The following is a 22,194-nucleotide window of genomic DNA, read 5'->3' as shown; positions in this document are numbered from 1 at the left end:
TTGTTCACAAAAGTTTCGATAATTCAAGAGAACATATGGTTCAAGTCAGCCCCAATCATGGGACAGACTTGAGACCAAAGTTTCCTATTATACCCCTTTATAGGCAGAATGATAGATTTCAGCTAATTCACTTACAAGTGGCATTTTTGGGTTAGCAATAGTATCTTGATCATCGAAGGCACGTTCTGCTAATGTGAGTACCTTACTTTCAAATTCTTCCTCAGAAATTCCGAATTCTTTAATACTCATTGGAATCTCCAGTTCCTTTGCCAATTTTATTACTGCCCCGATTAAACTTTCGACCGCTTCCTCTGTAGTCCTGGCGGGCAAGCCAAGCATTTTAGATATTTCGGCATAGCGCTCATCCGCAACAAAATGTTCGTATTTAGGGAAAGTCATACATTTATTTGGCTTCATGGCGTTATATCTTAGAACATGTGGAAGCATGACTGCATTTGCACGTCCATGCGGGATATTAAATTCAGCACCAAGAACATGGGCAAGACTATGATTAATTCCTAAAAAGGAGTTTCCAAATGCCATTCCGGCAATGGTTGAAGCATTATGCATTTTTTCGCGGGCGAGCTCATTGCTACCGTCACGATAGGCAATTGGTAAATATTTAAAAACTAATTGAATGGCTTTAAGAGCAAGTCCATCTGTATAATCGTTAGCTAAAACAGAGACATAAGACTCTATTGCATGTGTTAAAACATCCATCCCGGTATCTGCAGTCACAGATTTAGGAACAGTCATCACAAATTGCGGATCAATGATCGCTATATCTGGAGTCAACTGCAAATCAGCCAATGGATATTTTATATTTGTTCTCTTATCGGAAATTACAGAGAAGGAAGTCACTTCAGAACCTGTACCAGATGTAGTTGGAATCGCAATAAAGTGTGCTTTATTCCGTAGATGAGGAAATTTGACCACCCGTTTACTTGGATCAAAGAACTTATGTGTCAGACTTTGGAAATCTGTTTCCGGATGTTCATAATACAGCCACATCGCTTTTGCAGCATCCATTACCGAGCCTCCGCCAAGTGCAATGATCCAGTCCGGCTGAAATTTCCTCATCTGCTCAGCGCCTTTAATAACCGTTTCAATACTTGGCTCCTGCTCTATATCATAAAAAGTATCGCATAGAACTTTGTTAGGATTTTTTTTCAAATAATAATTTACTTTTTCGACATAACCGTTTTTCAAGGAACTTCCGCTTGTAACTATAAAAGCCCGAGAAATGTCAGGAATGGTAGCCAATGTCTGGATAGAGTTTTTCTCAAACAGCACCTGAGAAGGAACTTTAAACCATTGTGTCATCGTTCTTCTTTTAGCTACTTTTTTAATATTGATTAAATTGGCTGCACCAACATTCTGTGACACTGAGTTCCCTCCATAAGTACCACATCCAATTGTTAAGGACGGTAAAGATGTATTATAAATATCACCAATTGCCCCGTGGGTTGATGGCGTGTTAACGATTATTCTTCCAGCTTTCATTCTTAAAGCAAAAGTGTCAATAACATCCTGATTTGTGGTATGAATCGCTGCCGAGTGTCCAAGACCACCATATTCAAGTGTTTGTTCAGCAATCATCAGCCCTTCAGCAAGATTATTAACTTTATAGCATGCCAGAATAGGGCTTAATTTTTCACAAGAAAGTGGATAGTTTGGACCTACTCCATCCAACTCTGCCAGTAAGATTTTCGTATTTTTTGGCACATTCACACCTGCCATTTTGGCAATCATATAAGCAGGCAACCCAACAATCAGTGGATTAAGCATTGCACTTTTTTGATCTATTGCGACCTGCTCGACCATTTGCCGTTCTTCTTCATTGAGGAAATAACAGTTATGATCAATTAATTCCTGTCTTACTTGATGATAAATTTCTTGATCGATAATCACTGCCTGTTCGGAGGCACAAATCATTCCGTTATCAAACGTTTTGGACAAGATTAAATCGTTAACTGCGCGTTTTATATTTGCAGATTTTTCAATATAACATGGAACGTTCCCAGCCCCAACCCCTAGTGCAGGCTTCCCCGAACTGTAAGCAGCCTTTACTAAATTAGGTCCTCCTGTTGCTAGAATTAGTGAAATTTTATTGTGCATCATTAAAACTTGAAAGGCCTCATGAGAAGGGGTTTCAATCCACTGGATGCAATTCTCCGGAGCCCCCGCCTTAACCGCAGCTTCCCGAAGCAGTTCGGCTGTAATCGAGCAGCATTTTTGCGCATAACGAGGAAACGCAAAGATGATAGGGTTTCTTGTTTTAAGTGAAATTAATGATTTAAAAATAACAGTGGAGGTTGGATTGGTAATGGGAATAACACCGGCAATCACCCCAACTGGTTCAGCCATTTCCACCATGCCTTCATTTTCGTTTTCACTAATCACGCCCACGGTTTTCATATCTCGGATATTGTTGTAAATCATTTCTGTTGCAAACATATTCTTAAACACTTTATCTTCATACACACCGCGTTGTGTTTCCTGCACTGCTAATTTCGCCAAATATTTATGATGCTCAAGAGCAGTTACAGCCATACTTTTAACAATTTCATCCACCATTTCTTGGTTGTAGCAGCGGAATTCTTCGAGAGCTCTTGCAGCATTATTGGCTAAAACATCAATCATTGCCAAAACTTGTTGTTTCTCCTGAACAACTTTTTCTTTTATAGCCATTTCAATCCCTCCATCGATATTGTTGATTTCATGAACAAGTTTTTCCCTTTGTTGATTCTCTGGATTCAATATATCATGGTAGATCTCAGGGTTTTTGTCGAATTTTGCGAAAAAATGAATGAATAGCCATTCATTTTTAAAGAATTCACAAAATGTTCGAAATTCAATAAAAAAAGCCCCTGACCCATTAATAAAATGGTCAGAGGCTACTTCTATCAACCTGTATTTCGCAAGCCTGCGGAGATACCACTAATAGTTAGCAATACCTCTGTTAACAGCTCTTCATTTAATTCTTCGCAGCTTCGGAGTTCTTTAATTAATTCTACTTGCAAGAAATTCAACGGGTCGACATAAGGATTTCTTCTAAATACCGAATCCTTGATGTTTGGAGTATGGTCAAGTAATTCTTTGTCCTCGGTAATTTCTAGGAGGATGGCTTTTGTTCGTTCAAATTCCTCAAAAATATTAGTGAAAATTCGATTAGCAATTGTTTGATCGTTAACCAGCGTCACATATTCCTTCGCAGTCGTAATATCCGCCTTCATTAATGCCATCTGTAAATTATCAATGATAGATTGGAAAAACGGCCACTTTTCATACATTTGCTGTAGAATCTTTAAGTTTTCTTTGCTTTTATGCGCAAAAGTTTTTAATCCAGTTCCGGCAGCATACCAAGCTGGTATTAACTGACGGCTTTGTGTCCAGGCGAACACCCAAGGAATGGCCCGCAAATCTTCAAATCTCCCTTGACTTTTCCGGCTCATTGGTCTTGAGCCAATGTTAAGGGCTCCCAATTCTTTTAATGGAGTAGCTTCGTGGAAATAGGTTAAAAAATCAGGATCCTGGAAAACCAAAGACTGATATTTCTCTAATGAAGCACCCGAAATTTCCTCAATTGCCTCTTCCCAAGCCGGCTCTCTTAGCTGCCCATGTGGACCTTCCATTGAAACATGCGCTGCAGCCAAAATAAGTGTAGAAGTTGCCTGTTCTAAGCTCCGATAAGCAATATCCTCAAGCAGATACCTCGCGGATAGGACTTCACCTTGCTCCGTAATTTTAACTCCATCCCCAATCGTTTCTACTGGCTGTGATAGAATACTTCTATTAAGTGAACCGCCACCTCGACCTAAAGAACCTCCGCGGCCATGGAAAAATTTTAAGCCCAATTGATATTTTTTCGCCATATTGTGAATATCAATTTGCGCTTTATATAATTTCCAGTTTGCTGTTAATGTTCCACCATCTTTGCTTCCATCTGAATACCCTAGCATGATTTCCTGTTGGTCTCCTAAGATTTCCAAATGCTTTCGATAAACAGGCATTTGAAAAAGTGTTTCCATTATATTAGGACCTGCTGATAAATCATCAATCGTTTCTAAGAGCGGTGCAACATGTAAATGGCTTTCCAATGTACCATCAGCGTGGAGTCGGTATAATCCTGCTTCCTTAGCTAAGACAAGAACCTCTAATAAATCACTTGGAGATTTTGTCATACTTACAAGATAAACGGTAATGGACCGTTTTCCAAATTCATCATGAGCTCTTTTAATCATATTAAACACTTTAATCATTTCTTGTGTTTCAGGGGAATAGTCCTCATTTAATAAGAGCAGAGGCCGAGGATCTTTAAGAATATTTTGTAAAATCTGCAGCTTTTCCTCTTCTGTCAGAGCCGCATAGTTTTCAGAAAGGCGCACCTTTCTAAGAATTTCTGTTATGGCTGCCTCATGTTCGCCACTGTGATTACGAATGTCGAGTGTAGCTAAATGAAACCCGAATAGTTGTACCTGTCGAATTAGTTTTTGAATGATTTTTAATTCATGTGCTGCTGGATGATGACGTTTCAAACTCTGTTTGATTATTTTTAAGTCTGTCAACAGCTCTTCGGAGGACTGGTAGCCTTTTTCAGATTCCCCAACTTGAAGAACCCGCTGAATAATAATGGCAAAGGCACGGCGGTAGACTTCAGATTGAATCGGCCACTTTTTATCCTCGGATAAGTAAAGATCCTCGTTTTCATGTAGAAAAGCAAGCAGTTCATTACTAACTTCTACCCTTGTAGAAGAGTGACTGTATCTTTTCATCAGGTCAACTAATCCCTTTTTATATTTCTTTAAGACTAATCTTCGTTGACGAGTTAAAGTTTCCCAAGTTATATCGTGTGTTACATTTGGGTTCCCATCACGGTCCCCGCCAATCCAAGAGCCGAAACGAAGTAAATTAGGAATATTCCATGACTGGTTTGGATAGTATTTTTCCAAACAATCAGCTACCTCTTGATGGATTTCAGGTAAAACATCGAACAAGGTTTGATCGAAATAGTAAAGACCATTACGGACCTCGTCCATGACCGTCGGCTTATTCTCCCGTAATTCATCCGTTTGCCATAAAATGGATATTTCGTTAAATAAACTTTCTTCTAGTTTCTTTTGTTCTCTATTTGATAAAAGTGGATGATCCAGTTTATTTAAAATATCAGCGATTCTTTGTTGAATTTCCAATATGGACCGTTTAGTTGCCTCAGTAGGATGGGCCGTTATGATCAGCTCTAAAGATATTGTGTTCAATACTTCTTGGATCGTGGGTTCGTCAACTTTATTTTCTCTTAATGCTAGTATGGCACTTTCAATGGACCCAGGCTGGACCATTTTATCCTCTTGAAGCTGATATTGTCTGCGGCGGCGGATCCGATGATTCTGTTCTGCAGCGTTAATTAAATGGAAATAGATTGAAAAAGCTCGTACTACTTGTTTTCGCATAGGTGGATCCAATGTTTCAATCTCTTCCTTTAGTGCTTTATATACTTTTTGGTCAAAATGAGTTCTTAATGTTTTACACATAAGTCGAATTTTTTCGACTTTTTCAAAAAGCTCCTGACCACCATAATCAACTAGAATTTCACCCAGCATATTACCGAGTAATTTGACATCCCTACGTAATGGAAGACTGCTGTCATTCATGTTTATTTCTGCTGCCATCTTTTCACCTTCCCTCAACTAGATCAATTTTTAAAATTTAAATATTAATATATCATATCCTAAAGAAATGTGGAAAAAATTTATTCTTAATTTTTCAAAAATAAAAACCCGCTTGGCACGGGTTTTAGTTTTTATGAGGTTTTGTCAAATTCTAATACATAGGTTTTTCGATCAGAGTTATCATATTTTACTACTACTGAGATGATGGTTTTGTTGTCAGCATCCAATGGAATAGTTCTTGATGTTCCTCCTTCAATTGTAATAGATGACCCACTATTTTGTGCTGTAGGTTTTATGGTAACGGTATTCACGTCACTAGATACAGCAATGTGATAGGTAAATTCATCTGATTCAAAATCACTATCCCATGTACCTGTTGACACGGTTAAGGCTGAAAGTGTCGCCTTGGTCGTAGTAGCAGTTTGTTGGATCCCAGTTGTCTGCATATAAGTACCACTGCTAGTTTTCGTTTGTCCTGACTTCTGTTGGCCTGATGCTGTTTCCATGCCAGTTGGCTTTGGTGCTGAACCCGTTAGCGGAGTTGATGGGTCTGTTGGTTTTGTGACAACTGCTTCCTTTTCCCTTGTAATATGCAACGTATAAGTTATACTCTCACCATTTTCGGCTGTTACCACAATATTTACTTCAGTTGTCCCAACCGGGATTTTTACTTCAACACCTTTTGCAGTTGCTGGAGAATGATTTACTGTTACTTTTGCCGTGTTTACAGCTGCTGAAGGGATGACAGTGAGTGCTGAAATTTCATTCTTTACTTGAACCTTATAATCGGTAACCGTTGGTGAGAAAACGGGTGACAGCTCACCAGTTGAAAGCTTTAGGTTTTGTAGAAGATTATGATGATCTAGTTTTCTGGTTACAGTTAACGTGTATATGGTTGTGTTGCTGCCGTTTTTCACCTTTATTAGGAAATTATTCTCACCGCTTTGAAGTTCAAGCTTTACTGATTTCCCGTTTGATACAGATTTTTCATTAAAGGAAATCTGTGATGTTTCAGTTTCACTTTTTGCGGTTAATTGAATGGATTGAACTTCATTGTCTACAGTTGCTGTATATTTTTTCAATTCTGGTGTGAAGGTCTGATCCAATTTAATTCCGTCTATTTCTAAACTAGTTAACATGGCAGCTGCTTCATTCGTTTGCCCTTGGCTTGTACGTTCGCCCTCAGCAAATACAGTTGGAATATTAGAAATGGATCCGAAACTCACGATAGAAGCAGCTAAGATGAGCTTTAACCCTTTTTGGGGCACTTTGATTAACATGGTTAATCCTCCTGTCTACAACCAATTGAATGATCATTTTGGACTAACTATATCAACCAAAGCTTAAGTTTATCTTAATTTTATGGCTCTGTTAAACTTGTATGTTGATTTCCGCTCCAGGCACGTGCGGTTCGTGGGCGTTTCGGCGAGCCTCCTCGGCGCTTGCGCCTGCGGGGTCTCTCCAGAACCGTACTCCCACAGGACATTGATTTTCTTCCTTGAATTCACCCACGCACGAAGGAAATGCGTTAGCATTTTCGAGGAGTCTTCGTGCCTTCCGCTCCAATCAACAGGGTTTAAAATCAACAGTTTTCTTTAACATAGCTATATTTTATAAAAAATGGAAGCCTTCTTTAATTGGCTTCCTCTTTAATCAGCGTTTTATTTTTCCATATAGTTCTTCCAGTTTCTTAGCGATCGAAACTCCCATTTCCTCCACATATTCTGGCAGCGAAGTTTCCAGCTTTGAATTCATTGTCGGTCCCATCTTTCCATTGGCGGTGACTTCTAAAAATCCGGTTAACTTTGTTTTGTTGACATTCAAGGCCTTTGCCTCAAAAAAACCGCTGCCTGTAAACCGTTCACTTTTTGATTTTAGTGTAAAGCTAACTCTCGTGGGTTCCTTCCACTCAATAATGTCGATGAGAAGACTCATTTTGGTTTTAATAATTCCAAGGTCATTCTTGAATTCCCATGTTGATTGACTTTCGTTTACCTTCTCGTGTTGAATATAATTTGGAACAAGTGGTGCCCAATTATCCATATCCTTTACAAATTCCCAAATCACCTTAATTGGCAATGTCAACTCGATGTGATGTGTTCCGCTTGGCATGCCTTCCCTCTTTCTCTTTTGACGTAAGACCTTCCTGCTCTTGAGAGAGGTCTTTTACCAATATATGTTCTATTACAGTATTTAGAATGACATCGTCATTGGGACCTTGAGCGAAAAAAGAGTCTGGATTAATTATGTAAATTTACTATTGAATCTTGTGAACTCGTATTTTAAGATAGTAGGATAGGTTTGAAAATTCAGATTAATATCAAACATGGGGGTAAACTGTTTGAAAGTCCTACAATATGTATTGTTCTTCTTGGGGTTAACTTTTTTTGGATTAGGAAATGCCATTGCCGTAAAGGTGAAATATGTTGGGCTTCACCCATGGGAAGTTCTGAATGTAGCCTTGTATCAGCATTTTGGGCTTACGATTGGTACATGGGGTGTCATCTGTGGGTTGGTATTAATCGGAATTTCCTTTTTTACTGATCGCAAGTATATAAATATTGGAACCTTCTTAAATGCCCTATGTATCGGGCCAATTATGGACTTTTTCCTCTGGCTGGATCTATTGCCAAAAGCAACAAATACGTGGGTCGATTATCTTATCCTTTTATCAGGTGTTGTCATAACCGGAATTGGTGGAGGGATGTATGTAGCAGCTGGGATTGGCGCAGGACCTCGTGATGGTTTCATGCTGTCCATTTCCGATAAAACGGGTTTATCTGTCAGTAAAGCCCGCATGATCGTTGAAAGTCTCGTGCTTATCATTGGTTATATATTAGGAGGTCCTGTATTTATTGCAACATTTGTTTATACTTTTATTCAAAGTCCCGTATTCCAACAATCCCTAAAACGCTTTAAAAAATTAATTTCTTTTGTAAAAAGCAGAAAAAAACCAGCAGGTGAACAACTTTTTCTGTAATTAATGATTAAACGGCCAAGAAGCCCTATCCTTTACGGATAAGGCTTCTTTTTTAGTGGAATTAGTTTGAAAGTCGTTGGTTAGCAAATCTTCTTTAGCTCTTCTGTTAACTGGAGAAATAATTCCTTGTTCCCGTCTTCTAATGTTTGGTCGATTTCCTTGCGGATTTTCTCCTTCTTGAATTCAAGCAGGGCATTTTTTAGGAACATCTCAGCAACTAAAGCATCTGTATACTCCTCAGAATGTTGGGGTGAATTAAGTAATTTCTTTTCCATGGAAATCAACTCCTTGAGCTTTTTTTCATTATACATTCAGTTTTCAAAAAATTCAAACACTTTGTTCGAAAAATCATAAAAATTTTCACAGAATGTTCAAAAACACTTGCAGGAGTAGATTATAAATATTGGGGAATATTAAAGGCATCAATTTTGGCAGTTAGGAGGATGGACCAATGGATGGATTATCTGGTTATAAGCCGGTAAATAATATTGAAGTTTATTATGAATTTTATCCGCGGGAGAATGCAGAAAAGACATTTATATTATTGCATGGATTTCTTTCTTCAACTTTTACCTACCGTCACATGATTTCGTTAATGAAGCAGAATTATCAGGTACTATCAATTGATTTGCCTCCATTCGGTAAAAGCGCAAAATGCAATCGGTACGTTTATTCCTATAAGAATTTAGCCCAAACAGTCATTAAACTAATTGAATCCTTTGGAATAAAGAAATCCATTTTTATTGGACATTCTATGGGAGGCCAAATCGTCTTAAATATTCTCCATATGGTACCCGATTTGGCAGAAAAAGCTGTTCTATTATGCAGCTCTTCCTATTTAAAGCGGGCCAAATTACCGCTTATTCTTACCAGCTATCTCCCGTACTTTCACCGATTTGTAAAATACTACTTTGCGAGAACCGGAGTCAAAAAAAACCTTCAAAGTGCACTCTATAATCAATCAATCATTACAGATGAAATGGTTGATGGGTATCTGCAGCCATTTTTACAAGATGAAATCTTTGTCGCCCTAACCAGAATGTTAAGGCACCGGGAAGGTGATCTTCCCCCAGAGATTTTAAAACAAATTAAAACCCCATGCTTGTTAATTTGGGGTGATCACGATCAATCTATGCCACTTGAGGTTGGAGAAAAATTAAATAGGGATTTGATAAATTCCGAATTAATCGTATTAAAAGAAACAGGTCATGCCCTTCCTGAAGAAAGACCAGTGGAGGTATATGAATACATAATGAACTTTTTAAAAGAAAGTGTATAAAACCACCAGTTGCCTGGTGGTTTATGTTTATTTATACCATTCCCCAAAATGATTTGATTTCTCATCATGGAGATGATCGATAAAATCATTGGAAATGTCCCCTAAATGAATCATTTCTTCTCCTTGATTAATGATTTCGCCATTATCGAATAAGTAGGAGGGGATGTTAAAGTCAAGTAAAGGTTCCCCCGTTCTTGTATTGATGGTAATCATTAGATTTTTTGGTGGCTCCTTCATCTTTAATAATTCTGTTAGCGAAATATTTTGTTTGTCAGCAGAAAACTTGACTTGTATTTGATATAAGTCCATGACATCTGTTAAGAGATCCACTAATTCGTCTATTTGCTTATCGGTTAACTCGGTTGTATCATTCACATCAAGAAATGGTTCAATTCTAGAATCAAGCCATTCCATTTGATCCAGTTGAAATTTGTTATTCTCCTCTACCTGACCAAGATATTCGAAAAACCGCTCAGATTCCTCCTCAGTAATTCCCATTTCTTTTAATTCATTCTCAATATCACCCATATAGTCGTCATTATTGACATAAAACTCCAGTGAAGAATCTAAATCTTCGATGAATTTATAATCGGCTAAAGAATCACCAAAGTGATTCAATAAATCATTTAGTTCTGCCTTAGAAAGGTTATATTTTTTGAGCAGTACCTGTAAATTTTCATCATTGATTGGGGTTCCCAAAAATTCTTTAAGTTCATCAACTGAAGCAAATTCATTCAAAGTAATTTCATAAAAATCAAGATAATCCTGCAATTCTTGCTTTGACCATCCGATTGAGGCTAAATACTGTGTTAACTCTTTTTCAGGTGGTGCCGCAAGTGCAATCGGAACATGAATAAAAAGCAGCAAAGATAAAATGGTCAATCGCCATATATTTTTAAACCACATGTTAACTCCTCCTCATATTTGTTTCTCCTTTAATGTTCCCTGAGGAAGCCATATCAGAATTGCAAAATAATGCTATAAATATTGAGGACATTAACAAAAAAATGGATCTCAATGGTGCTGTCACCTTAGAGATCCATCTTATTTAAACCAACCTTTTTCTTTTGACTGTGTGATTGCTTCTATTCGATTTTTCACTTCGAGTTTATCAAGAATAATGGAAATGTAATTTCGTACGGTTCCTGTTTTAATGCTGAGTTCTTCAGCAATTTCTTTTGTATTTTTTCCATCTGCTACGAGTTCAAGTACCTCCCGTTCGCGGTCTGTTAATGGATTTTCTTCGCTGTAGACATCATCCATTAACTCGGGAGCATAAATCCGCCTTCCAGCCAAAACACTGCGAATCGAGCCTGCCAATTCTTCACTTGGGCTGTCTTTTAACAAATAGCCACATACTCCAGCCTTCAGTGCACGCTGAAAATAACCTGTACGGGCAAAAGTAGTTAGGATAATAACTTTACAGCCAAGACCCTTAATTTCTTCTGCTGCCTCTAGCCCACTTTTACCAGGCATTTCAATGTCCATCAGACAGACATCAGGTTTTAAGCTTTTAACCATCTCTACTGCTTCTTCTCCATTTGAAGCTTTACCGATTACTTCCATATCATCTTCCAAATTTAATAAGGATCCAAAGGCACCCAGTAACATCTTTTGGTCTTCTGCAATTACAATTTTAATCACAACTGCCCCTCCTTAGTCTCGGGCTTTGAATCATTTGGCACTCTGATGATTAGTGTTGTTCCATCCGTCGTTAAAAGTTCTAAACTACCATTAATAAATTCAAGCCGTTCTTTCATTCCGATTAAACCATGACCTTTTAAATAGCCATTATGTGATCCTTTGAAAATTCCATCATCTTGTATGGTCATAATAATTTCTTTCCAGGATTGTTCTAAAGTAATAAAGCAGTTTTTAGCCCCACTATGTTTAACCACATTATTTACGGCCTCTTTTAAACACATACTCAAAATATTTTCTGTAAAAGGAGAAACATTACTGAGATTGGGTTCCATTTTTTTCTCTAAATGAATCTGTGCAGCTTCTAAGATTTGTTTAATCCGTAGCATTTCGTCTTTTAATCGAATTCCACGCATGGATGAAACCATTTTTCTAACCTCACTTAGGGCTGTTCGTGCGGTTTGTTGGACATCCTTTAATTCATTTCTAGCCTGTTCCGGATCCTTGTTGATCAATCTTCTGGCTAAATCGGCCTTTAATCCAATTAGGGAAAGTTTTTGCCCAAGTGTGTCATGTAAGTCACGTGCAATCCTTTGCCGCTCTTCTAATTTAACCAATTCTCCAATTCGCTTATTTGCATCTTCTAATTTCTCCTCAAGCTGGCCCCTCTCCTTCCGATTATATAAGCTGAAAGGAAGAAGAATGACACTAATCCAAACAATAATAACAAACGGCAATTGCTGTAAAAATAGCTTTTCATGCATGATGATACTGTAATTAATCGAAACAGATGTACTTACCAAATGGATAAAATACAAGGTCAAAAAAGTGACCCTATTTTGGATGTTGCCAAGATAATAGGCAAGAAAAAACGCAAAGTAAACATAACTGTACAAACTGGTTGCCGTAATGGAAATTGCGATTAAGATTAGGGTCCATACATAGACCAGCCAGCCCTTTGAAATAAAGGCAATACGATAAAGGATAAAAAACAGTAGCGTTAATAATACTCCCAAAACCATTTGAATGGTTGATGGAACTTGAATAATAAAGTAAAACGGCAAAATACAAAGAATTGTCCATATATATGGAGCAATTGCATTGCTTTTTTGAAAAGTAAAGTACCTCTTAATCATACGAAACCTCTTTTTTCAGCTAGTATTCCTTATCCTTTTATCATACTGAATTTTACTCTAAATTTCCTTCAAAAGTACTTATTTTAGGCAAGCATTTTGCATCTTTAAACGTTATGAACTTTTTACGCTGCTCATCCCATAAATGGAACTTTAATGAACTTAAACTTGTCGCTAACGTAATGGTTGGAACATTTTGTAATGGTTGGGTATTTTCATGGACCAATTCAAGTTTATAATTAGGCACCCTTGGACTCAAGTGATGCACGTGATGAAAACCGATATTTCCCGTTAGCCATTGAACCAGTTTAGGAAGTTTATAATATGAACTTCCTTCCACTGCAGCTTTAACATATTCCCATTCTTGATCTCCCTCAAAATAGGAATCCTCAAAAGTGTGCTGAATATAAAACAGCCAAATCCCAGCAGAGCCTGCAATGAGAAATATAGGCCCTTCTACTAATAGGACTTGCTGCCAGCCAATAACTAAACATAATAATCCAAGAACAGCAACAATTGCCACGTTTGTCAGGTACGTGTTCAGACGTTCGTTGATCCTTGCTCCCTTACGGTTAAAACGATTTTTAAGGATAAATACAAAGATAGGTCCTAGTATAAACATGACAAAAGGATTGCGGTACAAACGATATTGTACTTTTTTCCAAGAAGATGCCTCGTGATATTCCTCCACAGTCATCATCCAAATATCCCCTGTTCCGCGCTTATCCAGGTTGCTGCTGGTTGCATGATGAACGGAGTGGTCATGCTGCCATTGACTATATGGAAACAAAGTTAAAATTCCAGTAATGGTGCCCAGAATTTTATTAGCCGTACGATTTTTAAAGAAAGAGTAATGACAACAATCATGAAAGATGATAAATACCCTGACCATGAATCCTGCTGCCACAACCGCCAATACCAAACTTAGCCAGTAAGAAACAGCCAAACTTTTATAGGACAAAAACCATAAAAAGATAAACGGTAATACCGTATTCATTACCTGCCAAATACTTGCCATTGTATCAGATTTTTCATAAACAGATACTTGTTTTCGCAAACTTTTTGCTCTTTCATTCACCATATCAAAAATCCCTTCCTCTTTATTAACACAAATTATAGTGAAAAAAATCTCACCCAAACAGTCATACATGTCATGTCCAAAACATGATAAATGTCATGTTTACTCAAAAAAACTCCACCATTCATTAGAATGGTGGAGTTTTACGTTCTTTATTATTTTTTTATTAAAGTTTTCATGCTGTCTTCAAGACGGTCCATAAGATTCTGATGGCTTTGTCTAGCGGTTTTTACATATTCATCCGTAAGTTGCTGCCATTCGCTTCGGCGTTCACGAACGTTTTTAACATACTTCTCACTATTTTCAATTAAGTTTATTTCAAAACGGCCAATTAAATCAAGCCCTGTGGCAAGGGGAGCTGTTGCAAGTTGTTCTAATTTCTCGGTAACTTCATTTAATTGTTCTTTTAATTCAGGAGCAAGCATCTTTTTATCTTCGGCACCTTTAGCAAGATTCCCTGAAACACTTTTAACTACTTCACTATTGGTACTTTTAATCGTTTGAAATAAGTTTGCTAAAGAAAATCTAAAATCCTGATTGTATTTTACAACTTCTCTCACTGCATTTAGATAAGCTTCTTCTCTGCTTTCACGAAGCTTTCTAAGCTGTTCCAAGCTCTGCTCATATTGGTTCCATAAAGTGTCTACCATTTGGGTTGCTTGCCCATTTTCCTTGCCAACTGATTGTCCTTTCTCGATCGCGGATGTACCCATTATTATTTCCTCCCCTTTTTTAAGGTATTTTTTTAAAACTATTTCGTATGGTAAATCAGTGCTAGTCTATATATGTAATTTACACTTATATGTAATAAAATGTCAACAATGATTATACAATAGAATAATCATAATATTAGAAGCGTATATCCTTTATTGATAATGGAAACAAAGGTAATCAAAACGACTAGGAGGAATGAATTTTGACTTCATTTTTTAAAAGCAACATGGAAATTCCTTATTTGCGTCTTGGTTCAGGTGAGCCCTTGGTACTTATTCATGGTCTTGGTGAAATAAAGGAAGGTTGGTCCAACCAGTTTGAATTAGCCGATCAATTTGATTTGATTATCCCGGATTTAAGGGGCCACGGTGAATATCTGAATCCCGGTGTGATTTCTATTGAAAATTTTGCTGCTGATGTAATCAGTCTTTTGAAAGGTCTGGGAATTGAGAGCGCTCACATTTGCGGTCTATCAATGGGTGGTATGGTGGCACAGGAGATTTACCGCCAAGCCCCGGAAATGTGCCTCTCCCTTCTTCTTGTAAGCACATTCCATTATGCTCCAAAACGGCTAGGAAAACTTTATTTGGAATACCGGAAAAATCGTAAATCCGGCGGTTCTCCCGATGAAATCAAGGAAACTGCGGCAAAGCTCTGCCTTTATTCTTGGTCAAAAGAAAATCTCGATTCTTTTTCAAAATTTTATCAACCCCATAAAGAATTTTATTTCAAATCGATGGAGGCCTGTTTGCAAGTAAATAACTTCTGTTTGCTCAATCAAATTAAAGTTCCTACTCTCATTATCGGAGGCCAATACGATTCTGTTATTCCTGTATGGGTTCAATACCTCATGCACAAACAAATCCGCCACTCGGAGTTTGTGATTTTTAAAAATACCGGCCATGTTGCCAAGTTGGAAGCAAAGGATTCCTTTAATAAAGTACTCCGCACTTTTTTAAACAAACACAAAACGGCAAGTTAGAGAGGAAGGAATATTCCTTCCTCTTCTTCTGTTGCCCATACCATTCTATGTTTTTGTACTGTGTTTTATTACTATTTACAGTGGATTAGAATGACTGGCCGCCCACTGATCCACAATCTTAGCAAATAATCCTGATAGGGCAAGACCAACATGGCCTGTTTCAACAACAATGTACGTTTTGTCCTCGCTTGAGACAAGATCCATAATTGGCTTACTTTGTTCTTCCAAAATCAAATTGTCTCTAGAACCTGAAACAACGAATAAATTGGCTTTGATATTCTTTAAATCTGCCTTTTTATTGCCAATCATTAATTCGCCTTTTACCAGTTTGTTTTCTTTAAACAATTCCTTTGCCAATTGACGGTAAGCTTCCCCGGTAAATGGAACCTGATCAAGGGTCCATCTATTCATCCTGCGCCATTTATCAACATATCGATGATCATGTGCACGATGCAACAGCATGGTATAATTGGTAAAATAAATGGGTGCTCCAATGGCTCTGAACATGCCTTCTACATATTGAGGAGGTACATTTCCATATACATCAATAAAGTGATCAATATTAAAATCACCCTGTCTTAATCCTTCTGCCCATTTATCTGGTCCCATAAATGGTCCAAAATCAATCGGAACGGTTGCAACAATTAAGTTTTTAATTGGCTCTTCAGCAATGGAAGCGTAAATAGAAGCGATGGTACCGCCTAAGCAATACCCAACTAAGCTAATCTCTTCTGCACCAGAATGACGGATTGCGCGTTTAACGGCTGTTCTTAGGTATTTTTCAATATACGTATCCAGCCCAATATTTTTATCCTCATATCCAGGAGTACCCCAGTCAAGTAAATACACTTCATAGCCCATATTTGTTAAGCCCTCAATCACACTTGCCTTAGGGGCAACATCTAAAATGTATGGTTTATTAAAAAGGGAGTAAACAAAGAACAATGGGATTTCGTATTTTCTTTCCTTTGCAGGGTAATGCCAAAGGACGGATTTATTTTTTCTCCACACTTCGGTCCTGGGTGTGTGTCCCATTTTAGGCTCAGGTTCTGTCAATGCCTTATAAATATTTTTCCATCGGCTCATTTCTTTTTCATAATCTAATCCTGGAATTTTTATTGGTGATTCAACAGCCACTTCTTTCCCTCCTTTTTACGATTATTTAGATGAACCTGTTCCTGTTAACTCAGGTTCTGCTGTTTTTTCCATGAACTGTTTCAATGTTACAAACTCTTCCTTAAATTGGTTTAATTTCAGCAATTCAAATTTCATTTCTTGTAGCTCTGCATGGAGGCTCTTCGTATCTGCCACTTCTTTTTTGGTCTTCGTTAATTCTGTTTTTAATTGCTTTGACAGTTTAATAACTTCCTTGGAAATCTCAACAACACTTTCAAGATCTTTGCTCTGAGATTTTACCGAATCCTGCAGTTCCCAAAGCTGCTCCTCGAGGGCTTCGATTTTCTCCTCTGCCTGAATGGTTAGATTGGCAACATTGGTAATATCACTTTTAGTAGGCAAATTAAGGACACTGGCCATCATTTCTTGGTTCTTTTTTAATTGCTCTAAATACCGAGAATGAAGCTCTGTTCCCATATTGCTTACTTTTACAAATTCATTGTTATTGGTCCATAGATAGATAAAATCATTGATTTGTTTTTCCCATAACAAGCTCATCTTATGAAAAGCCTCAAATGGATCAAACGTTTTGTGATCAGACATGATTGGGTCACCTCTTTAAGATTTGGTTAATTCTGAAACGTTTTGTATATATTTTTGAAATGGAAAAATGGCTGACTTTACTTGCTTGGAAACTAAATCTACAATAACCTTTTGGTTCTCGTATAATACAGCTGTTGTTTTCTTTACACTATCAATATACTTTTGACGCGCTTTCTTTCTATAATTGATATATTGCTCAACTGCATCCAAATATTTGTCAAGCGCCTGCAAATTATTTAATGACTGAATGGGAGTTAACAAAATCGATGCTGTTTTATTTTGAATATCATCGACAACTTGATTGATTTCCTCATATGATTTAACCGGGAAAAAATGCTGGAGAGAGGTAGTGGTTACCATAAGCTCTTCTCTCGCAGCCTTTTCCCATTCCTTTAATTCCCTTCCAAATTGTTCACTAACAGTTTTTACATTTTCTTGATTTCTCTTTACTGTTTCAACATAGCTTTTAACCATTTCCAAAAATTTTTCGTCACGTTTGTTATAGCGTTCTGCCCATGCATCTACTTCATCTAACCCAATTTTCCAGACTAGATCTAAACTTGAAAACTGCTTTTCTACTGTATTTTCTTTTTCCGTCATAATCGATTCTCCTTTATTTCACATCTGATTTAAATAATTGTTTTAATTCAGCCAATTCTACTTCTAAAGTTTCTATTTTATTTTTCTGAATATCACTTATTTCCTTTTCCAAAACCGCTAATAATAGTTCTAACGAGCTTTTGAATTGTTTGATGCTGCTTAGGTTTGCTTTTTGTTCCTTATTAATTAAAAAAATCACTTCATCTTGAAGATCTAGTTTTTCCTCGCAATCTACTAATCTGACCGAAAGGGAGGCTAATTCATCTTTATTCGCAAGATTTAACTGGTTTAACCACCTAGTTGTTAATCTTTTGTGACGCTTTAAACGTTTTAGATGTCTATCTAAAGCTCTCCCATATGCGGTCGTAAATGTGCGGTTATTGGTTGACTGATGAATCTGTTTATTGAGTTCTTTTTCTAATTCTTTAAAAAATTCAATAGGATCTTCGGGTAATTTTTCCATTGGAAACCCTCTAACTGACTAGTTGGTATGTTTTGTTTAAAAAATATATCTATTTCCATCAAAACATATTTTTGCACTCCCTACAAGTCAGCCAATTTTAAATTCGGAAAAATTTCAGAATCTTTACTGAACCCCTGCAGTTGTTCCTCCATCTACAACCAATACATGTCCGAATACATAATCAGAAGCAGGTGATGCTAAAAATAATGCAGGTCCCTTCATATCGTCATCTGAACCAAAGCGTCCAGCTGGTGTACGTTCAAGGATTTTCTTTCCAGAATGGTCCAAAACCATCTTTGCCATTTTTGTTGGGAAGAATCCTGGGGCAATCGCATTTACGTGAACATTGTAAGGAGCTAGCTTAACTGCTAAATCTTTCGTAAAGGAGATCACTCCGCCCTTACTTGCAGAATATCCAATTGCATCCATAATGGAAGCATCCTGACCGCCCATTCCTGCAATAGATGCGATATTAATCATTTTTCCAGATCGCTGTTCGACCATCACTTTTCCAACTGCCTGTGAAAAAAGGAAAACAGCCTTTAAGTTAATGTCCATTACCTTGTCCCATTTATCTGCAGGCATTTCCAAGGCGTTAGCTCCCCAGCTGGTTCCACTGTTATTAACCAAGATATCAATTCTCCCAAATTCCTTCAGCGTTTCGTCGACAACATGCTGTATATCTTCTTGATTGGATACATCACATTTTAAAGCAAGAGAGCGAACACCCTTCTCTTTAAAGACCGCGGTCAATTGTTCACAAGCATCTAGATTCCTCGAGCAAATCACCACATTGGCTCCCGCTTCTGCATAGGCAATGGCAATTTGTTGCCCTAAACCCCTGCCGCCTCCAGTGACAATGGCTGTTTTGCCCTTTAAGCTAAATAAGTCCTGTATTTGCATTCCTAAATTCCTCCCTCAACAATCAAACTTTTAATTTTGATTTTTCTTGATCTCTCAGTACTCTTCGTAATAATTTTCCTACTGATGACTTTGGCAATTCTTCAAGTATTTCTACCTCTTTCGGTGCTTTATATGGGGCAAGATTGTCCTTACCAAACTGTTTAATTTCCTCTTCTGTAATAGAATACCCTGGCTTCACTTTCACATAGGCTTTGACTGTTTCTCCGCGATATGGATCCGGAACTCCAACAACAAGTGCTTCTTCAACCGCTTCCAATTGATATAGAACTTCTTCAATCTCACTTGGATAAACATTGAAGCCGCTTGCGATAATCATGTCCTTCTTACGATCAACAATATAGAAATAACCGTCTTCATCCATTTTGGCGATATCACCAGTGTGGAGCCAACCATCTTTAATAACTTGTGCCGTCTCCTCAGGACAATTCCAATAGCCCTTCATGACTTGAGGACCTTTAACAATCAGCTCGCCTGCTTCACCTACTGGTGCATCCACATACCCTTCGTCCGTTTCCCAAACAATTCTTATCACTGTGCTTTGGACAGGGATTCCGATACTTCCATATTTTCTTGGAACGAATGGTGGATTAAAAATAACGGTCGGTGAAGCTTCTGAAAGGCCGTAGCCATCAAAAAGGGTCGCACCAGTTCGCTTTTCAAATAATTTAGCTGCCCCCACAGGAAGAGGCGCTCCACCGCAGCTTATATAGTAGAGCTGATCAAAGCCGCTTTCCTCTAATCCAGGTTGTGCATTTAAGGCAAAAAACATGGTTGGTACACCTGACATTTGGAACGGCTTTTCTGTTTTGACGATTTCCATAACTTCCTTTGGATCAAATCGAGGTAATACAATTTGATTAGCGCCTTCACGGATTCCACACAACGCCACACTAGAGAGGCCGTAGACATGGAACATTGGGAGGACGGTGATCATTTTAAAATCTTCAGGCTTGTTATCACATGCTTTATAAGCAAAATCACAAACCATATTAAAATTAGATAATAGATTGCTATGAGTCAACATAACACCTTTAGAGAGTCCTGTTGTTCCTCCGGTATACTGTAAAATGGCAACGTCTTCATCTCGATCAATGTCGATATGAGGAATTTGGATTTGTTGATCAAGGAATTGATCAAAATATACATCACCTTCCGGTAAACTGACTCTTTCTCCACCGAAGCTGACAACAATAATTTTTTTAAGAGAAGTATTCGTTTGAATTTTTTTTACTTTTGAATAAAGCGCATCAAGCACTATCATATACTCTGCACCTGAATCATTTAATACGTGCTCTATTTCTCTTTCCACGTACATCGGATTCACTTGTACAGCGATTCCACCCAATCGAAAAATGGCAAATAAGGAGAAAATATAATGAGGAGAATTAGGCAACATAATTGCCAAACGATCACCTTTTATGAATCCTGATTTATGTAATGCTGACGCCAACTGATTTGTAATAGCCAAGGTATCGTTATAAGTAATTTCCCTTCCGAAAAAGGTAAAGGCAGGTTTCGTATTGTAACGGTTTACTGCATCTTCAAGGAAATTATAAAGGGAATTATGTTCGATACTTACATGTTCAGTAATTCTTGGATCATAAAACTTTAGCCACGGCTTTTGCTGATAAACCATAAAACTCAATGCCTCCCAATAATAATATAAGATTAATATTCCAAATTCACAGGATGCAATCGTTCTTGTTGTCGGTCTTGTCAAAACTATTAGAATATTAATATAATTTTAATTATTGTAGGAAAATGTAGATTTGTAAACCCTTCCTTCTCGACAAATTCCTCCATCTATTCTCAAATATTCGTTTGTAAATATTACCAAATATTAAACAATGTTCCAACCTAACCAGCTTTATTCAACAGAAAAAACCCAAGGGAAATGTAGAATTCAGTCGAAATATTTTACCTACCCCCCTTTAACTACACCTCCCATACTAAAAACCCCCACAGATAACACCATTACCACCGCAAACGCTTACAAAATCACTCCCCCCTAGTTAATATATTCCGATAAGACTTTAGATGGTGCCAGGCACCACTAAAAGACATTTGTCCACACCAGGCGGACATTCATGGAGAGTGAGCTTATGATTTTGTCTGCTAGTTTGGTTTTCTATTTATTTGGTTCTTCGTGTTCAAGCTAGTTCATATAATCTACTAATATTGGTAAATGAGGAGTTGTGATGGGATGCCTGTTACGAAGGTTAATGGGATTGATCTTTATTATGAGGTTCATGGTGAAGGTGAACCGTTATTATTGATTATGGGTTTATCACTTAGTTCAAGGTCTTGGTTTAGGTCGGTGCCTGTTCTGAGTGAACATTATCAGGTTATTATTTTTGATAATCGTGGTGTTGGACAGAGCGGGAAGCCAAACACGCCATATTCAATCGAGCTGATGGCAGAGGATACTAGAGCTGTTCTGGATGCTGTAGGTGTTGAGTCTGCACATGTATATGGTATTTCTATGGGAGGAATGATTGCTCAAAGATTTGCACTCAAGTACCCGAATCGAGTCAAATCTTTGATATTAGGGTGCACGACTTCCGGTGGAGCAACACATGTTCAACCGGGAGCTGATGTTTCGATGTTAATGATGTCAAGGGCATCTTCTACAGCAACACCGGAAGAAATGGCCTGGGCCACTGCACCCATTTTATACAGCCAATCCTTCATAGAAAATCACCGACAGCTAATTGCCGAAGATATTGAAAAGAGAATTGAACAACCTATCCTTCCACATGCCTATGTGCTGCAGCTTCAAGCTTGTATCGGACATGATACTTCCGAAGAAATCAACACGATTCAAAAACCTACTTTAATTATTCACGGAAATGAGGATAAATTAGTCCCATATGAAAATGGCGTTGTTTTAGCTGAAAAGATTCCGAATGCTGAGTTTCTTACCATTCAAGGGGCAGGACATATTTACGTTACAGAGGCCATAGATTTGGCTAATCAAAAGGTGCTGGAATTCTTAAACAAGCAGCGATAATC

20 protein-coding genes are annotated in these 22,194 nt (G+C 37.7%); 4 read left to right on the top strand and 16 right to left on the bottom strand.

Features of this window, described 5'->3' with window-relative positions:
- Positions 1-87 precede the first annotated feature (87 nt).
- From adhE to ACI3K6_RS05680, 4 genes are all read right to left on the bottom strand, one after another.
- On the bottom strand, positions 88-2,691 hold the full coding sequence (gene adhE / locus ACI3K6_RS05695; protein WP_435554077.1) for a bifunctional acetaldehyde-CoA/alcohol dehydrogenase: 2,604 nt from the start codon (positions 2,689-2,691) through the stop codon (positions 88-90).
- A 215-nt stretch (positions 2,692-2,906) separates the two neighbouring features.
- Positions 2,907-5,669 carry a phosphoenolpyruvate carboxylase gene (ppc, locus tag ACI3K6_RS05690; protein ID WP_435554076.1) on the bottom strand — a complete coding sequence of 921 codons (2,763 nt, stop codon included), beginning with the start codon at positions 5,667-5,669 and terminating at the stop codon, positions 2,907-2,909.
- Positions 5,670-5,800: 131 nt separating this feature from the next.
- Positions 5,801-6,949 carry a cadherin-like beta sandwich domain-containing protein gene (locus ACI3K6_RS05685; protein WP_435554075.1) on the bottom strand — a complete coding sequence of 383 codons (1,149 nt, stop codon included), beginning with the start codon at positions 6,947-6,949 and terminating at the stop codon, positions 5,801-5,803.
- Positions 6,950-7,322: 373 nt separating this feature from the next.
- Positions 7,323-7,781, bottom strand: a complete 459-nt coding sequence (locus ACI3K6_RS05680; protein WP_335477753.1) for an SRPBCC family protein — start codon at positions 7,779-7,781, stop codon at positions 7,323-7,325.
- Between the two features lie 229 nt (positions 7,782-8,010).
- Between ACI3K6_RS05680 and ACI3K6_RS05675 the strand changes: the two genes are divergently transcribed.
- Positions 8,011-8,649 (top strand): YczE/YyaS/YitT family protein, encoded by a 639-nt coding sequence (locus tag ACI3K6_RS05675; RefSeq protein ID WP_435554074.1) that lies wholly within the window; start codon positions 8,011-8,013, stop codon positions 8,647-8,649.
- An 80-nt stretch (positions 8,650-8,729) separates the two neighbouring features.
- Here ACI3K6_RS05675 and ACI3K6_RS05670 read toward each other — a convergent pair whose 3' ends face one another.
- Positions 8,730-8,924, bottom strand: coding sequence for an IDEAL domain-containing protein (locus ACI3K6_RS05670; RefSeq protein WP_435554073.1), 195 nt, complete (start codon positions 8,922-8,924; stop codon positions 8,730-8,732).
- 176 nt (positions 8,925-9,100) lie between these two features.
- Between ACI3K6_RS05670 and ACI3K6_RS05665 the strand changes: the two genes are divergently transcribed.
- Positions 9,101-9,928, top strand: coding sequence for an alpha/beta fold hydrolase (locus ACI3K6_RS05665; protein WP_435554072.1), 828 nt, complete (start codon positions 9,101-9,103; stop codon positions 9,926-9,928).
- Positions 9,929-9,955: 27 nt separating this feature from the next.
- On the opposite strand, the gene ACI3K6_RS05660 is transcribed toward ACI3K6_RS05665, so the two are convergent.
- From ACI3K6_RS05660 to ACI3K6_RS05640, 5 genes are all read right to left on the bottom strand, one after another.
- The gene (locus tag ACI3K6_RS05660; RefSeq protein ID WP_435554071.1) at positions 9,956-10,834 is read right to left on the bottom strand and encodes a processed acidic surface protein; all 879 of its coding nucleotides are present in this window, start codon (positions 10,832-10,834) and stop codon (positions 9,956-9,958) included.
- A gap of 138 nt (positions 10,835-10,972) precedes the next feature.
- The gene (locus tag ACI3K6_RS05655) at positions 10,973-11,572 is read right to left on the bottom strand and encodes a response regulator (RefSeq protein WP_435554070.1); all 600 of its coding nucleotides are present in this window, start codon (positions 11,570-11,572) and stop codon (positions 10,973-10,975) included.
- Positions 11,569-12,705, bottom strand: coding sequence for a sensor histidine kinase (locus ACI3K6_RS05650; RefSeq protein WP_435554069.1), 1,137 nt, complete (start codon positions 12,703-12,705; stop codon positions 11,569-11,571). Before ACI3K6_RS05650 ends, ACI3K6_RS05655 begins: the two co-directional genes overlap by 4 nt.
- Positions 12,706-12,757: 52 nt before the next feature.
- On the bottom strand, positions 12,758-13,783 hold the full coding sequence (desA, locus tag ACI3K6_RS05645; protein WP_335477739.1) for a Delta(5) desaturase DesA: 1,026 nt from the start codon (positions 13,781-13,783) through the stop codon (positions 12,758-12,760).
- A gap of 152 nt (positions 13,784-13,935) precedes the next feature.
- Entirely contained in the window at positions 13,936-14,493 is a 558-nt protein-coding gene (locus ACI3K6_RS05640) for a hypothetical protein (protein WP_435554068.1), read from the bottom strand.
- Positions 14,494-14,696: 203 nt separating this feature from the next.
- On the opposite strand from ACI3K6_RS05640, the gene ACI3K6_RS05635 reads away from it, so the two are divergent.
- Positions 14,697-15,476 (top strand): alpha/beta fold hydrolase, encoded by a 780-nt coding sequence (locus tag ACI3K6_RS05635; RefSeq protein ID WP_435554067.1) that lies wholly within the window; start codon positions 14,697-14,699, stop codon positions 15,474-15,476.
- A 75-nt stretch (positions 15,477-15,551) separates the two neighbouring features.
- Here ACI3K6_RS05635 and ACI3K6_RS05630 read toward each other — a convergent pair whose 3' ends face one another.
- The 6 genes from ACI3K6_RS05630 to ACI3K6_RS05605 all read right to left on the bottom strand — a co-directional run bounded on the left by ACI3K6_RS05630 (position 15,552) and on the right by ACI3K6_RS05605 (position 20,818).
- Entirely contained in the window at positions 15,552-16,613 is a 1,062-nt protein-coding gene (locus tag ACI3K6_RS05630) for an alpha/beta fold hydrolase (RefSeq protein WP_435554066.1), read from the bottom strand.
- Positions 16,614-16,634: 21 nt separating this feature from the next.
- The gene (locus ACI3K6_RS05625; protein WP_435554065.1) at positions 16,635-17,195 is read right to left on the bottom strand and encodes a polyhydroxyalkanoate biosynthesis repressor PhaR; all 561 of its coding nucleotides are present in this window, start codon (positions 17,193-17,195) and stop codon (positions 16,635-16,637) included.
- Positions 17,196-17,210: 15 nt separating this feature from the next.
- Entirely contained in the window at positions 17,211-17,795 is a 585-nt protein-coding gene (locus ACI3K6_RS05620; protein ID WP_435554064.1) for a hypothetical protein, read from the bottom strand.
- 13 nt (positions 17,796-17,808) lie between these two features.
- Positions 17,809-18,258, bottom strand: a complete 450-nt coding sequence (locus tag ACI3K6_RS05615; RefSeq protein ID WP_435554063.1) for a hypothetical protein — start codon at positions 18,256-18,258, stop codon at positions 17,809-17,811.
- Positions 18,259-18,381: 123 nt separating this feature from the next.
- Positions 18,382-19,161 (bottom strand): SDR family oxidoreductase, encoded by a 780-nt coding sequence (locus tag ACI3K6_RS05610; protein ID WP_335477726.1) that lies wholly within the window; start codon positions 19,159-19,161, stop codon positions 18,382-18,384.
- 22 nt (positions 19,162-19,183) lie between these two features.
- The gene (locus ACI3K6_RS05605; RefSeq protein ID WP_435554062.1) at positions 19,184-20,818 is read right to left on the bottom strand and encodes a long-chain-fatty-acid--CoA ligase; all 1,635 of its coding nucleotides are present in this window, start codon (positions 20,816-20,818) and stop codon (positions 19,184-19,186) included.
- Between the two features lie 567 nt (positions 20,819-21,385).
- Between ACI3K6_RS05605 and ACI3K6_RS05600 the strand changes: the two genes are divergently transcribed.
- Entirely contained in the window at positions 21,386-22,192 is an 807-nt protein-coding gene (locus ACI3K6_RS05600; protein ID WP_435554061.1) for an alpha/beta fold hydrolase, read from the top strand.
- Positions 22,193-22,194: the final 2 nt, after the last annotated feature.

The organism is Neobacillus solisequens, assembly GCF_051233465.1.
Classification (GTDB): Bacteria; Bacillota; Bacilli; order Bacillales; family Cytobacillaceae; genus Neobacillus.
The sequence above is the reverse complement of the archived record's forward strand: the minus strand, read 5'-3'. Positions and strand labels throughout refer to the sequence as shown.